Genomic DNA, 14549 nt, shown 5'->3' with positions numbered 1-14549 from the left:
ATACGCGACTCCTGGCAACCGTAGTGGGCGATCGTGGAACCATCGCCGACCAGGCTTCCCGGCACACCAGACGCTCACGCTAGCAGGCTCGAGCACCCGACATGGGCGAGCTAGTAGCCCACCTGGTCGCCGGCCGGATGATCGACTACATCGAGTTCGATGACGACTACGCCATGGCAAAAACAGTCGCCCCGAAGGCGGCCATCGGCAAGACCTTGACCGGCAGCGGTTTACGCCACCATTTCGACATCACCGTCGTCGCGATCAAACGCCGCGGCGGCGAATTCACCTACGCCACCGCCGAAACCGTGGTCGCCGAGGGAGACCACCTCATCGTGTCCGGTCGGATCGAGGATGTGGAGCGCTTCGCCGATATGACCTAGGCCCATGATATGAGCAATTGGACCAGTCTTCGTCTGGAATGGTCCGCCCAAGAAGGGATCGACGCCACCGGCACCGCGCGGCGCCTGCACGAAATGCGGGGCTTCTACACCTACATGACCAACGAACTCGTTCCCCTCATCGACCGCTGGCGCGAGCAATACGCCGCGGACCATGACTGAGGCACTGGCATCGCAACGCTGTCTTGGTCCCGGCCATCGCGCCGACGTCGCCGAACTGTTGCCGCCGCCATAATCACTGCGGATGTGCAGCCCGACGACCCGGGTTTCTCGCAATCCAGTGCCATGCTCGGCGACTGTTGGCGGTGTGCCGATGTTCGTGGTGTCCCGCGATGCCAGCCACGACTCGTATGACACGACCGATAAGCGGTATGGCATCTCGACCGGACCGCCAGCGCGGCCGCGGCCCAGATTGTGGCGGCGAAGACCCACGACTGATGAACCGGCCCGATCCAACGGCATAGATTTCGGGGCCTGGTTGGCCGACCGGATTTGAGTCAACCGGGCTACGTCGATCGTGCCCGATTTGATGGACACTCCGACCCCCGATTGGGCCCGGGATCCCCCGGCGGGGGATGTTGGGTCACGCCGGTGGGACATGATTCGGTCGGTTGGTGATCGCCGCGTCACGCATAGACCGCTGTGTCAGCTGGTTCGCAACAACACCATGGGCAGGGTGGTAACAGGCGACCCGGTGGCGTGTTCGATGGTGGCGCGTAGCTTGTTCCAGGCTTTCGGGTGGTTGTGGGCGTAGTGCTCGAGCGCGAGGGTGGATTCCTGGTCGGTCATGGGTGTCGCGGTCGCGGCGATGTTGTGTTTGGTGCCGGTCGAGAGGTGTATCTGGGGGTCGGCGAGCACGTTGCGGTACCACTGGGATTGGGTGCCGAAGCCTGAGACGATGACGTATTCGTCGGGGGCGGGCCGGTCGACGACTTCGAGAACGACGTATCTCGGTGTGCCGGTGCGGCGGCCGGTGTGCTGCAGCATCAGTAGTCGGGAGCCGAAGAGGAATCCGAGCCCGCAGCGGTAGAGCCATATGGGCGCGCGGACCAGCCAGCGGGTGCGTAGTGCGCGTGCGCCGACCTTGGTGAAGACGTTCGATTCGGTCATTTCGTTCTCCTGTTATTGGGCGCGTTCCCGAACCACGTGGGCGATATCGATGCGGTCGACCGCGCGGGTGGCGGGTAGTTGGGACAAGCCCGCGGCGGTTAGTACCGCGACGGCGGCCAGCACGATCGGGAGCGGGCCGAGCGAGAGGTGGAATGCCAACATGTCGCTGTTGAACGACCGCACGAACGCGCAGGCGGCCAGGATGCCCGCGACCAGTCCGAGCGGGACCGCGAGCAAGGTGGCGGCGAGGTTTTCCGTGGCCAGTGCGGCGGTGAGTCTGCGCACCGATACCCCTGCCGCGCACGGGGTGGCCAGTTCGGTGGTGCGTTCGGCGCGATTCACAGTCATTGCCCGCCACCTCGGTGGCGGTGTGCCCGCTGGCGTAGAAGGTGCCAAGGGGGTCGTCCAGCAGGCCGCCACTTGAAGCTGGCGCGGCGCGCCGAACGCTGGTGTCACGGTGAATATGTCGCTGACGGCGACGCCGAGACGATCTGCCAGTGGCGCACCCGCCAGCAGCCCGTCGGCCCGGAGTTCCCGGGTGTGCCCGTCGGGGGTGCGGAAGCCGTGCATCGTGGTATCGGTCAGGGTGGTCGAGTAGGTGTGTTCGCCTGCGGCGCCCGGCACCGGGGTGAATCGCGCCGGCTCGATCGTCGCGACTCCACGGAGGTTCGACAGTTGTTGTGCCAGTCCGGTTTCGGCGGTGGTGAGCACTGTGGCGTCCTCGCGTTGGATTTGTCCGAACTGGATGTCGAGCAGGTTGCGCATGCTGGTGAGTATCCCGACCGAGGCGAGTATCAGTGTGAGCGCCAGCACCGTTCCGGTCATGGTCGCCACGGTGCGCGGCGGCTCCTGGCGATCGTAGCGCCATGTGCACCGCGACCGGCACGCGCCGCCAGTGCGCCGACCCTCGGGTGAGCCGACCGACCCGGATCGGTGCGCTACCGTTGCCGCGCATCGCGGCCGCCGTGCGGTGCGGGCCGCCGTGATCGCGGAGCGAGTGCGGCGAGTACGCCGGTGAGCAGTCCGAGTGCGAATCCGGCGATGGTGGTGGGGAGGCGGTGTGCGACAACGGTATCCGGTATGCCGATGGCGCTGGTGTAGTCGGCGGTGACCGCCGAGGTCGCCACGAACGCCCCGAGCACGCCGAGTACCGCGCCGAGCGCGGCGATGGCAACACCGTAGCCGACGTAATGCCCGACCACGGTGCGCCGGCGGCGTGCGCGGCCGCGTGCGCACGGATCAAGCCGGCCCGAGTAGCCGCGGTGATGTAGCGGCGACTCTGGTCCGGGGAAACGGTGCGGTCGATATCGCCGTGGATGGCGGTGATGTGAATGCCGACCGGGAGGTGAGCGATGGGCGAGGCGAACCGCACCAACGGGAAAATCCGCGGTCAGGGGCAGGCTTTGTCTCGATCACAGACGGACAGCGAGACAACGGAGATCATTTCAGTCCCTTATCGACTTCCTTGCTGCGACAGACTCTTGATAGAAGTCGGCATAGGTCCGTGAGTCTTTTATCAGGTGATCGCAGAAAGCCGCGACATCATTGCCGATGAGTTCCATGACTCCTTTGTCGGCTGCGACCCCTTCCTCGAGGAAATCGAGAAGCCCCGAGAGCAAGCTCCCGTCGACCAGCTCGACTGGCCCGATCTTGAAAAAGTATTTTTGAATTTCCTTGTAGACAATCTGGTAATCGGTTGGGAGCGCTTTGACCCGCGCCATGTGCGCCCGCCACTCCCTCTTACCTTCGATGATGTCGCGGATGCCCACTTTATCCTCCTAGCCGGCCCAGTTTCCTTGCAACGTTGTTGTTGAGCTGGTCGCGCCACTTGTCGCGATAACTCTTGGCTCCTTCTTCCCCGGCAATCGCCGCGCAGAAGCCTTTGATGTCGTTGCCCAGTGCCTCGTGGACACTCTGACCATCCGACGCCGTTTCCTCGAGCAGTCCTAGCGCGCCGTCGAGGATCGGCATCAAGTTGCGACCCGTGAAGCCCGCATAGGGGGAGATATGAATCTTGATCTCTTCCCACGCCGCTGCATACTCTGGCGGGAGAGCCTTGGCTCGAGCTTCGAAGGCCGTGTATTCCTTGGTGAGATCGCTGCCTGTGATCGTCTCCCAGAAGTTCATTTCTCGCTTCCCTTGAGCTCATTGATGCGTGATGAGACGTATTCCCATTTCGTCCAGAATGTCGCGAGCTCTTTGCGTCCCGCGTCGTTGAGTGCGTAAAATTTGCGCGGTGGACCTAAGTCGGAAGGTCGTTTCGAAACATCGACCAGTCCATTCTTCTCCAACCGCAGCAGGATGGCGTAGACCGTCCCTTCGATGACGTCCGCGAAACCGAGTTCATTCAGCCGACGCGTGATGGCGTAACCATATGTCTCCTCGGCGCCGATGATCTCGAGGACGCAGCCTTCGAGCGTACCTTTCAGCATTTCCGTCAAATTGTCCGTAGAAGCCCCCTTTCGATAGAAGTACGCTACTCAGTGGTACTGACTACCACTAGACTGTAACACACAGTAGGTGCCGAGACACCTCGCGCCCGGATCGGAGAGGTCGTCGCGGAGCGGCCGTGGGTCGCGGTCGCGTGTGGGCAGCGATGCTCGCGACAGTCGTCGGGACAGCACTCATCGGGCACCCTGGGCGAGCTCGATTCCGCACCCCGATCGGCGTGCCGGCGGCCAAACACCTTCCAGCCTCCAAAGATCAGCCCGGAACAGCGCTTGCGGCCCGCATACCTCCGAGACCGCGCCAGCCGGAGTGCTTCCAGTGGTTGCACCGACCGGCGCTCGTCAGGCATCTCCGATCATGCAGAGGAATAGCGCAAGGACCGAATAGCTACCAGGGGTGCGCGTGCACGGCTCGATGAGGGGTCCCGAACTACGACGACCTCAGCCTGCGCTGGGTCCAGCCTCGCGTGAAATAACGGCCATCCGGCGGATCCGCAGCGACTTCGCTGAGCAGAGGCTCAGGCTCTCTTAACTGGCAACACAAACCGCCCGATAACGTGGCGACACACGCGTGTGATCGATGAGATGTGACAGACCACTGAGTCGGTTACGGTGACATCGCCGTGGTCCCCGCCATGATCGCGTGCGGACTGAGGCAAACGAGGAGTGAGGCATGAGCACGGAGTCTCCAGTCGCCGAGTCGGCGCGCGCAGCGAATGGTCCGCATTCGGCTGGGATGGCGGTGGTGGTCGGTGCGCTCGGGGTGGTGTTCGGCGATATCGGTACTAGCCCGATCTACACCCTGCAGACGGTGTTCAACCCGGATGATCCGCATCCGGTGCCGATCAGTTCGGCGAATGTGTACGGGATAGTGTCGCTGATCTTCTGGTCGGTGATGCTGATCGTCACGCTGACCTACGTGCTCTTGGTGATGCGCGCCGACAACGACGGTGAGGGCGGGATCATGGCGTTGATTACGCTGCTGCGCCGGATGGGTGGGGCGCGTGGTCGTGCCGCTACGGCGCTGGCGGCACTCGGGATCTTCGGTGCCGCACTGTTTTTCGGTGACAGCATGATCACCCCCGCGATTTCGGTGCTGTCGGCGGTGGAAGGTGTGAAGGTCGTCGAGTCGGGGTTGGAGGATGTGATCGTGCCGCTCACGGTGGTGATCATCGTGGGTTTGTTCGCGGTGCAGCGTCATGGGACCGCGGTGGTCGGTCGGTTGTTCGGGCCGGTGATGATCGTCTGGTTCGTCTCGATCGGTGCTTGCGGGGTGGGTGGCATCGCCGGGCATCCGGAAATCCTGCGCGCGCTCTCGCCGACGTATGCGGTGAGTTTCATGGTCGGGCATTTCGGTATCGCTTTTTTCGCGTTGGCGGCTGTGGTGCTCGCGGTTACCGGCGCGGAGGCGTTGTACGCGGATATGGGTCATTTCGGTCGCAAGGCGATCACGCGCGGCTGGTTGGGGTTGGTGCTTCCGGCGTGCACGCTGAGCTATCTTGGTCAGGGCGCGTTGCTGCTCGGTGATGAGAGCGCGGTGAGTAGTCCGTTCTTCCTGTTGGCGCCTGGGTGGGCGCGGCTGCCGATGGTGTTGATCGCGACCGCTGCCACGGTGATCGCTTCCCAGGCGGTGATCACGGGTGCCTATTCGGTGGCGTCGCAGGCCGCTCAGCTCGGTTATCTGCCGCGGTTGCGGGTGGCGCACACCTCGGAGTCGACGATCGGGCAGATCTATGTGCCCTGGATCAATTGGGTGCTGATGGTTTCGGTGATCACTCTGGTGTTCGCGTTCCGGAGTTCGGCGGCGTTGGCGTATGCGTTCGGGATGGCGGTGGTCGCGACGATCACGATCACGACCCTGCTGTTCTTCTACATCGCTCGGGCCAAGTGGGGTGCCCCGCTGTGGCTGGTCCTGCTCGGCGCCGTTCCGTTGCTGGCGGTCGATCTGCTCTTCCTGGCGGCGAATATGACCAAACTGGTGCACGGGGCGTGGTTGCCGCTGTTGATCGGGGTCACGGCGTTCATCGTGATGACCACGTGGGCGCGGGGGCGTGCGGTCGTCACCCGGGCAAGGGAGGAGAAGGAGGGGCCGCTGCGCGGGTTCATCGATCAATTGCGTGATCGTCGGCCGCCGCTGCTGCGGATCCCGGGTACCGCGGTGTTCCTGAACCGCGGGAAACAGACCACGCCGCTGGCGATGCGCGCCAATGTCGAACACAACCTGGTGTTGCATGAGCACGTGGTCATCCTGGCGATCGACACGGTGCCGGTGCCGCGTGTCCCGGACGCTGAGCGCACCGAGATTGATTCCCTCGGCTACGGCGACGACGGAATCATCCACGTGACAGCGCGTTTCGGGTACATGGAGACACCGAACGTCCCGCACACGCTGTGGCTGCTCGACCCCACCCAAACCGAAGGCCGGATCTCGGTCGATAGTGCCAGCTACTACCTATCGAAGATCGAGTTGAAGAAGGGTCCGGCACCGACCATGGCGGCATGGCGCAAGCGACTGTTCATCGCCACCTCCTACATCACCGCCGACGCCGCCGAATACTTCGGCCTGCCCGGCGAGCGGACAGTGATCATGGGTTCGCGCGTCGAGGTGTGAACACGATCGAATCTGCCCTCGCCGACATCCGTCGAAACCGTGTAAGGACGCCATCAATATTGAGCCTGCCGAACCCCAGCACGTTCGTGCGTTAGCGTCCGCAATATTGGGTGAGGTTGGCGAGTCCGGATCGGGGCACGGGCGGGCGTGGGCGAGGTATTCGGCCCAGCTGGCTCGGGCGTAGTGGGCCCATTTCTGGGTTCCTTCCCGGACCAATTGATGATCAACTCCGCACCGCTCGCAGTCCCTTAGACAGCGTCTCCTGTCGCTGATTCCGCCTCCGCGACCTTCTGGTAGCAGGTGAGTGGGGCGGCGAGTGAGGCTCGTGTCACTGGCGGGTGTCCGAACAGGTCGAGTACGGGAACTGGTTGACCGGCCCCGCGCTTCAGCGGGTAAGGCCAGCCTCATGGTCGGCGGCAGCGATTGCGTCGTGGAAACGCTTGTGGACCCAGTGGCGCTGCCCCAGGATGTTCACCTGCCCCCATCGGCCGGAGACCGGACCGAGCTGGGTGTGTCGTGGCATGGTGCCCATCAGTTGCTGCGGCTTGGCGCCGCCCGAGAGCTTGCTGCTCTCCAGCACGTATATGGCGTTCGCAGTGACTGCGACGCACCGATACTTGTTCCAGAACATCGTGAGACCAGTGAGATATGTGATGAGGAAGAAGATGAAGCTCGGCGCGGTCTGACAGATGAACACCTGCCGGATCTCACTGCCTGCGGGAAGTAGCGGTGCCGAACGCTCTACCAGGTCCTGCCGCGGTTCGAATGGCGCCGGACGATCCGGTTCGAGGCTGCTCGTCACTCACAAGTTCATACCACGTCGGCCCTGAGACCGCGTCGTCCGTGGCTGTGATTCGTTTGCGGCGCGCCGGAATTGTTTGTGCTCCAAGATTTTCGACTCGTGACCGATGAACTGCCGTAACGTCTTGTGCCGGAAGAGCTGTGGGCGCTGACCCAGCCGTTGCTGCCGAAGTTCACCCCGCGCCCGCAGGGCGCAGGCAGGTGGCGAAGGCGAAATCGGCGACATGAGACGGTCTTAGGTGGCCGTCAGGAGGCGCCGCTGCGTCTCGGTGGTCCCGGCCAGCCCGTCGTCTATCTCAACGGCGCCTACGCTGATCAGTCGCACTGGCGGCGGGTGATCGCCGACCTTGGCCCCGGGTTCCGGCATATCACCTACGACGAGCGGGCCCGCGGGAAATCCAAGCAGTCCGCGGACTACTCCTTCGAGGCGTGCTTGCGCGATGTCGATGCCGTCCTCGCGGCGCGGGGGGTGCAGCAGCGGGCGATCGTGGTGGGCTGGTCCTACGGTGGCGTGCTGGGGTGGCATTGGGCCGACCGCAATCCCGACCGTGTGCTGGGGGTGGTGACCGTGGACGCCGCTCCATGCGGCTTGACCGGCGAGGAAGGCGCGGAGCGGATCCGGAAACTGTTCCACCGGATGCGGTTTCTGCTGCCGCTGACGCGCCTGTTCGGCATGGCCGCGCGGATGACCGCCGCCCAGCACGCCGAGGTCAACATCGAACTCAACGAGATCGCCGACGCCAGCGTGCCGGTCCTCGACCGCGCGACCCGCCCGGTGCGGTTCGTCCTGGCCACCGGTGACAGCCTCGGGGGCCAGAAGGGGGAGATGGAACAGGTGCGGACCTCACTGGATCCGGTGCTCGCCCACAACCCGAACGTCACGGCGAGCGCGAAGGTCGCGAGCAACCACTCCCACATCCTGCGCAAAGACTTCCGTGCCGTCGCCCAAGCCATCCGGGAGACGGCAGCTATCTAGACAGCCATAGGCACCAGCCGCGTTCGACCATCGATCCGTTCAATCGGATTCCATCACAAAGGATTTGGAGGAGAACACGCCCCTTACCCTCACCGAGCAGGACAAGTCGACCCTGCGCACCGCCGCCTACGGCGCCGTGTCCCTGCTAGCCGCCGCCAGCAAACCGCACAAGGTCGCCACCAACGGCGCGATCGCCCTGTCCTCGGCGATCGACCTGGTCGGGCGCGTGCTCACCGAAACGTCAAGCGGCACATCTATTCCGTGTCGTCGCTTTGCTCTTCGGCGAGTTCGACCAGCAGGTCGGAGGCATCACGGTTGCCTTGTGCGGCGAGTCGCCGTAATTCAGCGATGTCGCCACGTTCGGATGCCAGTTCAACGAGCTGGTCGACCGCATCACGGTTGCCATCAGCAGCCAGGCGCCGTAGTTCGTCCATATCGCCACGCTCACCAGCGAGTTCGACGAGCTCGTCAGCCGCGTCACTATCGCCGGCGGCGGCCCTGGCTCGCAGGTCGAACAGATCAGAATCGGTCATGAAAGCCACCCTATCGGTGGTTCGGATTGCTCTCCGGGGCTTCTACAACCCAACCATCGACTAGTCCGGACCACCTCCGGCGACCGCGCCAGGCCACGTTTCGGCTGCGGAACACATGGGTCAGAACCCTGAATCCGGCACGCCTTGCGCGATTGACCTTCCGGAATGCCTTCTGAGCCTTGATAGTTGAACATGTCGGCGGGGTGCTCTGATCTTGGATCGTTGGCGATCTTGTTCCCGCACTCGGCCAGCAGCCACCCCTCGGGTCCGGCGGGTCGTCGGTTGGATCATGTGGTTGTGCCTGTTATGAACGTTCAGCGAGTCCGGTGCCCGGATTCATCGCTCGCAGGAGTGATCGGTGTGTTCATAGAGTGCGGTCCATACGGCGAGGTACGACAGTGATGCGACGGTGTCGACGCCTCGGCTGGTCAATCCGATCGCGTCGGTGGGAGGGCGGTCCCAGCTGCCAGGGCTGGCGCTGGTGATCAGTCCGTGCGCGGCGAGCACCCGCAACGCGGGTATCAGCGCGCTGCGACGGCCCGCGATGGTGGTGGCCAGCTCGGCGATGACGTGCGGGCGGCTCGACAGCGCGTCGAGGACTTCGACGACGTGGCGGTGACTTACCAGCTCGCGCAAGCTCGCGAGGTCGTCGGGTTGGTCGTCCACCGAACGGCGGGTGTGAGCGGACATTATGTTCGGACGGTAGCGGCGGATGAGTTGCTCGAGGTGTCTTCTTGACATGATTTTGGTGATCGGGCCGAATTATTTACGGAATCTCTACGGCTGCGCCGGCGTCGAGAGCCTTAGGCTGGCCCATCGTGGTTTCACCGGTCGACGTGGTCAAGCGTCTTGTGCTCGGACGTCCGTTTCGTAGTGATCGGCTCGGTGAGACGCTGCTGCCGAAGCGTTTGGCGCTGCCGATTTTCGCCAGTGACCCGCTGTCGTCGGTGGCGTATGCGACACAAGAGATTCTGCTGATCCTCACCTTGGGTGGGCTTGCCTATATCCATTTGGCGCCGTGGGTGGGGGGTGCGGTCGTGGTGTTGCTGGCGGTGGTCGTTTTGTCCTACCGGCAGGTGGTGCAGGCCTACCCGTCCGGTGGCGGTTCCTATGAGGTGGCTGCGGAGAATCTGGGACCGGTCCCGGGGCTGGTGGTCGCGGCGGCGCTGCTCGTGGATTACGTGATGACCGTGGCGGTCTCGGTCGCGGCGGGCGTGGACAACATCATCTCCGCGGTTCCGGATCTGAATCCACATCGGGTGGCGATAAATATCGGGTTCATCGCTTTGTTGACCGCGATGAATTTGCGTGGTGTGCGGGAGTCGGGGCGGGCGTTCGCGGTGCCGACGTATGCGTTCGTCGCCGGTGTGCTGGTGATGATCGCGGTGGGTCTCGGTCAAGCGCTGTTCGGTCACGCGCCGGTGGCCGAGAGCGCGCACTACGAGATCAATGCCCACCACATCGGGCTCAGTGGTGCGGCGGTCGCGTTTCTGGTGTTGCGCGCCTTTTCCTCGGGTTGTACCGCGTTGACTGGCGCGGAGGCGATTTCCAATGGTGTACCCGCGTTCCGGAAACCCAAGGCGCTCAACGCGGCCCGCACCATGTCGGCGATGGGCATCATCTCGATCACGATGTTCTCCGGGGTGACCGCGCTGGCGATGATTTCCCGCACCCGGGTCACCGAGGACACCTGCGATCTGATCGGGTTCCCCGGCGACTGCCACACCGATCCGCAGCGCACGGTCATCGCGCAGATCGCCGCGGCGGTATTCGGAGGCAACAGCGTGGTCTTCTACTACCTGATGGTGACCACGGCGCTGATCCTGATCCTGGCGGCCAACACCGCCTACAACGGGTTTCCGCTGCTGAATTCGATTCTGGCGCAGAATCGGTACATGCCGCGCCAGCTACACACCCGCGGTGACCGGTTGGCGTTTTCCAACGGCATCATCCTGCTCGCTGTCGTCGCGGGCGCGCTGATCTACGCCTTCGACGGTTCGGCGACCCGGTTGATCCAGCTCTACATCGTCGGGGTGTTCACCTCCTTCACGCTGTGTCAGGCGGGGATGGTGCGGCATTGGAACCGTGAACTGGCCACGGCCACAACGGCCGGCGAGCGGCGTCGCATCCATCGAGCCAGGGCGATCAACGCGTTCGGTTCCTGCTTCACCGGCATCGTGCTGGTCGTGGTGATGATCACCAAATTCAGCCACGGCGCGTACCTGGTGGTGTTCGCGATCCCGGTGCTGGTCGCGTTGATGTATTCCATCCACCGCCATTACACCTCGGTGCGCGCCGAACTCGACATCGCCGACGGTGACGAGGAAACCCTGCCCAGCCGGGTGCATGCCATCGTGCTGGTCTCGGGCTGGACCAAAGCGGCGCGGCGCGCGGTGCAGTTCGCCCGCGCTACCCGCCCGGACACCCTGACCGCGATCACCGTCAACGTCGACGATGCCGATACCCGCCTGCTGGACCAGCAGTGGGAGCGCCGCAATGTGATCATTCCGTTGAAGGTGATCGAATCCCCCTATCGCGAGATCACTCGCCCGGTGCTCGACTACATCAAAAGGCTCCGCCGGGACCAGCCCCGTGACGTCGTCAGCGTCTTCATCCCCGAATACGTGGTCGGGCATTGGTGGGAGAACCTGCTGCACAATCAGAGCTCGCTACGGTTGAAGGCGCGGTTACTGTTCGAGCCGGGTGTGATGGTGACCAGCGTGCCGTGGCAGCTGCGGTCCTCGGCATCGCGGGACTTGTCGCGCGTCGAGCACCACCCGGGCGAAGTACGCAAAGGCATCACAACCTCGCCGCCGACGCCGAACTAGTCGGGCGGCAAGGGCACCGGTCAATTCCGGGCGGGTTCTGGTCGCGGTCGCGGGCACCCTTCCAGGACAGGGTCTTGATCAGCACACCCATCAAATCGACAATCCCGCCGCCGCGACCGCGCCGCGCGTCGGATTGCGCGGGCTGCTCGGAGGTGGCCGGGTTCGGCGTGGCCTATCGGCCGCCGCGCGTCGGGCCGCCGAGTACCGGCTGCTACGTCGCGTGAACGAAGCCGCCGACCTGCTCACCCCGTTGGGAGTGACGGTCATCGCCCTCGGCTGGCCTGCACGTCATCGCCGTCCTGACCGCCAGCTGCAATCCCGAGCGCCACCACGGCCCGACACGAGTCGCGGCCGAACATCGCGGAGGAACACGCACAGTGGCGCGGGCAATTCCGGGTTCGCTTGACACGGCCGGTTGTAAGGAGCGTTCATGGACCCGCATTCGGGGCATGAAGGAAACGACATCGACACGAGGCTCATCGCGATACCGGCGTATTCGCGCGCTCGATCGACGTCGCCGAGATCTCGGTACGCGCGAGCCAGCCCGTCGTTGGCGTGTGCTCGCTCGGGTAGGTTCAATGCCTCGTCTGCTAACGCCAGTGCGGTGCTGCGCTTTTCGGCGGCTGAGCCGTTCGAGCACCGAAAAATCCGCAGAGTAGCCGAGTCGGTCTCCGAGCAAGGGCCGCTGCACGGTCATCGTCATGGCGCGGTGCGTTCGGTCGGCCTCGAATCGATACAGCCGCCTGCAGGTCGCCTGCCCCGCTCCGACCGGTTCGATCACAGCGCGGTATGCGGCTATGTGCGGACGTTCGCGGACCAGGCGGTGGTTCGGCGGCGGTTCGAGGGCCTGGGCGCTCGGGTCCGAGACATAGTGATCAGCCAACGGCAATCTGGGTGACGCTTCGCGCTGCTAGGTGCTACCCGTAGGGTTGGTATCTGCCGTCGGCGGCCGCGGTGAGTCGGCGGGCCAGGGCGCGTACGGCGTCTTTGAGGGCGTCTGGGTGTTCGATGACGAACGGGCGGTTCAGGCCGGCGAGGACTGCGGGAATCCAGTCGAGTCGTTCGGCCCGGATTCGGACCCGGACCCACGGGCGCGTGTCGGCCGGCGGTGAGTCGATCTCGTGCATGGTCGCGATCGTCGTGGGGAGCAGCGGGCGGACCTGGGTGAGCGTGCCCTGCACTCGGATCGATACCTCGTGCCGGTAGGGCGCGGTGGCAAGTGCGGACAGCAGGTGGGCGGCCGGCTCGAATCCGGGGGGCGGAGTGAACGTTCCGGGCAGGGTGGTCACCGCGGTGATGCGGTCCACCCGGAACTGGCGTAGTTCGTCACTGTTGCTGTCCTGCCCTGTCAGGTACCACCGGCCGGAGTGGTCGACGAGCCCGTAGGGGTGCACGGTCCGCTCGCTGGGCCGCCCGTTTCGGGCGGTGTAGTCGATCGCGACCGGTCGGTGCTCGCGGGTGGCCTCGGCGAGCCGGAGCAGGACGGCGGTCTCGACAGCGACTTCCGGGCGAGCGTCGGCGGTGAATTCGACGGTGTTGATCAGTGCGTCCAGCCGGGCCGTCAGGTGGGCGGGCAGGACGCGGCGGAGTTTGGCCGTCGCGCTGTGGGCTGCGCGGGCGGAAACTGTCGATCGGTCGGCGCCGCGGTTGGTGAGGAGTCCGAGTAACACCGCCACCGCCTCGTCGTCGGTCAGCATCAGCGGCGGCATTCGGTACCCGGGGGCGAGCCGGTAGCCCCCGTAGCGGCCCCGAACCGATCGGACGGGGATATCCAGGTCGGTGAGATGGGTGACGTATCGCCTGACGGTGCGTTCATCGACGCTTAGCCGTCCGGCGAGTTCACCGACGGTATGGGTGCCGCCGGTCTGCAACAGCTCGAGCAGGGCCAGCACTCGGGCGGTGGGGCGCGTCATCGGGAAATTCTCGCATCTATACCGGGCGGAAACTGTCCGGTATTGACTTTACCGTGGCATGCGGCGGCGGAACTTCCGCCTCGTCCGACAGCAGGAGCACGCAATGAATCTGGTCTCGATCCGCCTGATCACCGATGACATCCAGCGGTTGGTCAGCTTCTATCAGCAGGTGACCGGTGTCGAAGCAACCTGGGCTACACCAGATTTCGCCGAAATCGTCACACCGGCCGGCACCCTCGCGATCGGAAGCACCCGCACCGTGGCGCTGTTTGCGGCAGGCAGCGCGCGCCCAGCCGACAACCACACCGCGATCATCGAATTCCTGGTCCCCGACGTCGATGCCGATTACCGGCGGTTGCGGGATGCGGTCGAAGATTTCGTCAACGAGCCCACGACGATGCCGTGGGGGAACCGGTCGTTGCTGTTCCGCGATCCCGACGGCAACCTGATCAACCTCTTCACCCCGGCCACCGCGCAAGCCGTCGCAAAATTCGCCGTTCGACATCCGCTCGATACGGCCGGGTAGACCGGGCGCATTGCTGCGCCCGGTCCCCCTCAGAACTGTACGTGCCAGTCATCCGGCATACGGCTCAAGCAAGCTCGGAGGCGTTGTGAGGCATGCTGATTCACCGGATCTCTTGCCTCCGTGGCGCGTGCGCGCTGGCGGCAGAAGGTGCGGATGAGAGGGCGATCGTCCGAGTCGTCGGGTCGCGTGGTGGTGATGCGCTGTTTGCGGATCGCCACCAGCGTGACGCGCACCCATTGTTCCCATTCGTGTGGGCTTTGCGGGTGTTGATCGGCAATATGTCGAGCCGACCGTTGCACACGCCGAATTCTCCCACAACGCGACTAAGGAATACGAAACCACGATTGCCCCCTATCCGCACAGATGCCCAACCAAACTACCCCCGCCCCTACCGGAAACCTAT

General features: G+C 64.4%; 16 protein-coding genes. 6 read left to right on the top strand and 10 right to left on the bottom strand.

What is annotated here, in order from left to right; genetic code table 11:
- Positions 1–101: 101 nt before the first annotated feature.
- Positions 102–383, top strand: a complete 282-nt coding sequence (locus ACQP2U_RS18740; RefSeq protein ID WP_433715827.1) for a TrkA C-terminal domain-containing protein — start codon at positions 102–104, stop codon at positions 381–383.
- A 9-nt stretch (positions 384–392) separates the two neighbouring features.
- Positions 393–563 (top strand): hypothetical protein, encoded by a 171-nt coding sequence (locus ACQP2U_RS18735; protein WP_433715826.1) that lies wholly within the window; start codon positions 393–395, stop codon positions 561–563.
- 483 nt (positions 564–1046) lie between these two features.
- Here the strand turns inward: ACQP2U_RS18735 and ACQP2U_RS18730 are convergent, their stop codons facing one another.
- From ACQP2U_RS18730 to ACQP2U_RS18705, 6 genes are all read right to left on the bottom strand, one after another.
- Complete coding sequence (locus tag ACQP2U_RS18730) at positions 1047–1511, bottom strand: nitroreductase family deazaflavin-dependent oxidoreductase (RefSeq protein WP_433715825.1); 465 nt, start codon at positions 1509–1511, stop codon at positions 1047–1049.
- Positions 1512–1523: 12 nt separating this feature from the next.
- Positions 1524–2336 carry an FtsX-like permease family protein gene (locus ACQP2U_RS18725; RefSeq protein WP_433715824.1) on the bottom strand — a complete coding sequence of 271 codons (813 nt, stop codon included), beginning with the start codon at positions 2334–2336 and terminating at the stop codon, positions 1524–1526.
- Between the two features lie 113 nt (positions 2337–2449).
- The gene (locus ACQP2U_RS18720) at positions 2450–2713 is read right to left on the bottom strand and encodes a hypothetical protein (protein WP_433715823.1); all 264 of its coding nucleotides are present in this window, start codon (positions 2711–2713) and stop codon (positions 2450–2452) included.
- Positions 2714–2956: 243 nt separating this feature from the next.
- On the bottom strand, positions 2957–3280 hold the full coding sequence (locus ACQP2U_RS18715) for a DUF1048 domain-containing protein (protein WP_433715822.1): 324 nt from the start codon (positions 3278–3280) through the stop codon (positions 2957–2959).
- Between the two features lies 1 nt (position 3281).
- A complete protein-coding gene (locus tag ACQP2U_RS18710; protein WP_433715821.1) occupies positions 3282–3638 on the bottom strand; it encodes a DUF1048 domain-containing protein in 357 nt (118 codons plus the stop codon).
- Complete coding sequence (locus ACQP2U_RS18705; protein WP_433715820.1) at positions 3635–3943, bottom strand: PadR family transcriptional regulator; 309 nt, start codon at positions 3941–3943, stop codon at positions 3635–3637. Before ACQP2U_RS18705 ends, ACQP2U_RS18710 begins: the two co-directional genes overlap by 4 nt.
- A 751-nt stretch (positions 3944–4694) precedes the next feature.
- On the opposite strand from ACQP2U_RS18705, the gene ACQP2U_RS18700 reads away from it, so the two are divergent.
- Positions 4695–6569, top strand: coding sequence for a potassium transporter Kup (locus tag ACQP2U_RS18700; RefSeq protein ID WP_433716521.1), 1875 nt, complete (start codon positions 4695–4697; stop codon positions 6567–6569).
- Positions 6570–6954: 385 nt separating this feature from the next.
- On the opposite strand, the gene ACQP2U_RS18695 is transcribed toward ACQP2U_RS18700, so the two are convergent.
- Complete coding sequence (locus tag ACQP2U_RS18695; RefSeq protein WP_433715819.1) at positions 6955–7371, bottom strand: hypothetical protein; 417 nt, start codon at positions 7369–7371, stop codon at positions 6955–6957.
- 126 nt (positions 7372–7497) lie between these two features.
- On the opposite strand from ACQP2U_RS18695, the gene ACQP2U_RS18690 reads away from it, so the two are divergent.
- Positions 7498–8346, top strand: a complete 849-nt coding sequence (locus ACQP2U_RS18690) for an alpha/beta fold hydrolase (protein WP_433715818.1) — start codon at positions 7498–7500, stop codon at positions 8344–8346.
- A 254-nt stretch (positions 8347–8600) separates the two neighbouring features.
- On the opposite strand, the gene ACQP2U_RS18685 is transcribed toward ACQP2U_RS18690, so the two are convergent.
- Both ACQP2U_RS18685 and ACQP2U_RS18680 read right to left on the bottom strand, forming a co-directional pair.
- On the bottom strand, positions 8601–8879 hold the full coding sequence (locus tag ACQP2U_RS18685; RefSeq protein WP_433715817.1) for a hypothetical protein: 279 nt from the start codon (positions 8877–8879) through the stop codon (positions 8601–8603).
- Between the two features lie 336 nt (positions 8880–9215).
- Complete coding sequence (locus ACQP2U_RS18680; RefSeq protein ID WP_433715816.1) at positions 9216–9569, bottom strand: winged helix-turn-helix transcriptional regulator; 354 nt, start codon at positions 9567–9569, stop codon at positions 9216–9218.
- A 128-nt stretch (positions 9570–9697) separates the two neighbouring features.
- Here ACQP2U_RS18680 and ACQP2U_RS18675 point away from each other — a divergent pair, with 128 nt between their 5' ends.
- Positions 9698–11707 carry an APC family permease gene (locus tag ACQP2U_RS18675; protein ID WP_433715815.1) on the top strand — a complete coding sequence of 670 codons (2010 nt, stop codon included), beginning with the start codon at positions 9698–9700 and terminating at the stop codon, positions 11705–11707.
- Between the two features lie 917 nt (positions 11708–12624).
- Here the strand turns inward: ACQP2U_RS18675 and ACQP2U_RS18670 are convergent.
- A complete protein-coding gene (locus ACQP2U_RS18670; protein WP_433715814.1) occupies positions 12625–13620 on the bottom strand; it encodes a helix-turn-helix transcriptional regulator in 996 nt (331 codons plus the stop codon).
- A gap of 103 nt (positions 13621–13723) precedes the next feature.
- Between ACQP2U_RS18670 and ACQP2U_RS18665 the strand changes: the two genes are divergently transcribed.
- The gene (locus ACQP2U_RS18665; RefSeq protein ID WP_433715813.1) at positions 13724–14146 is read left to right on the top strand and encodes a VOC family protein; all 423 of its coding nucleotides are present in this window, start codon (positions 13724–13726) and stop codon (positions 14144–14146) included.
- Positions 14147–14549: the final 403 nt, after the last annotated feature.

The sequence above is a fragment of the Nocardia sp. CA-084685 genome, from assembly GCF_050955785.1.
GTDB lineage: Bacteria > Actinomycetota > Actinomycetes > Mycobacteriales > Mycobacteriaceae > Nocardia.
Note: the sequence above shows the minus strand (reverse complement) of the source record. Positions and strands in the feature narration are given on the sequence as shown.

Bases quoted from the DNA above. Each gene is read 5' to 3' on its own strand.
- ACQP2U_RS18740 (WP_433715827.1), top strand. From the start codon at position 102: ATGGGCGAGCTAGTAGCCCACCTGGTCGCCGGCCGGATGATCGACTAC.
- ACQP2U_RS18735 (WP_433715826.1), top strand. From the start codon at position 393: ATGAGCAATTGGACCAGTCTTCGTCTGGAATGGTCCGCCCAAGAAGGG.
- ACQP2U_RS18730 (WP_433715825.1), bottom strand. From the start codon at position 1,511: ATGACCGAATCGAACGTCTTCACCAAGGTCGGCGCACGCGCACTACGC.
- ACQP2U_RS18725 (WP_433715824.1), bottom strand. From the start codon at position 2,336: ATGACCGGAACGGTGCTGGCGCTCACACTGATACTCGCCTCGGTCGGG.
- ACQP2U_RS18710 (WP_433715821.1), bottom strand. From the start codon at position 3,638: ATGAACTTCTGGGAGACGATCACAGGCAGCGATCTCACCAAGGAATAC.
- ACQP2U_RS18705 (WP_433715820.1), bottom strand. From the start codon at position 3,943: ATGCTGAAAGGTACGCTCGAAGGCTGCGTCCTCGAGATCATCGGCGCC.
- ACQP2U_RS18700 (WP_433716521.1), top strand. From the start codon at position 4,695: ATGGCGGTGGTGGTCGGTGCGCTCGGGGTGGTGTTCGGCGATATCGGT.
- ACQP2U_RS18685 (WP_433715817.1), bottom strand. From the start codon at position 8,879: ATGACCGATTCTGATCTGTTCGACCTGCGAGCCAGGGCCGCCGCCGGC.
- ACQP2U_RS18680 (WP_433715816.1), bottom strand. From the start codon at position 9,569: ATGTCCGCTCACACCCGCCGTTCGGTGGACGACCAACCCGACGACCTC.
- ACQP2U_RS18670 (WP_433715814.1), bottom strand. From the start codon at position 13,620: ATGACGCGCCCCACCGCCCGAGTGCTGGCCCTGCTCGAGCTGTTGCAG.
- ACQP2U_RS18665 (WP_433715813.1), top strand. From the start codon at position 13,724: ATGAATCTGGTCTCGATCCGCCTGATCACCGATGACATCCAGCGGTTG.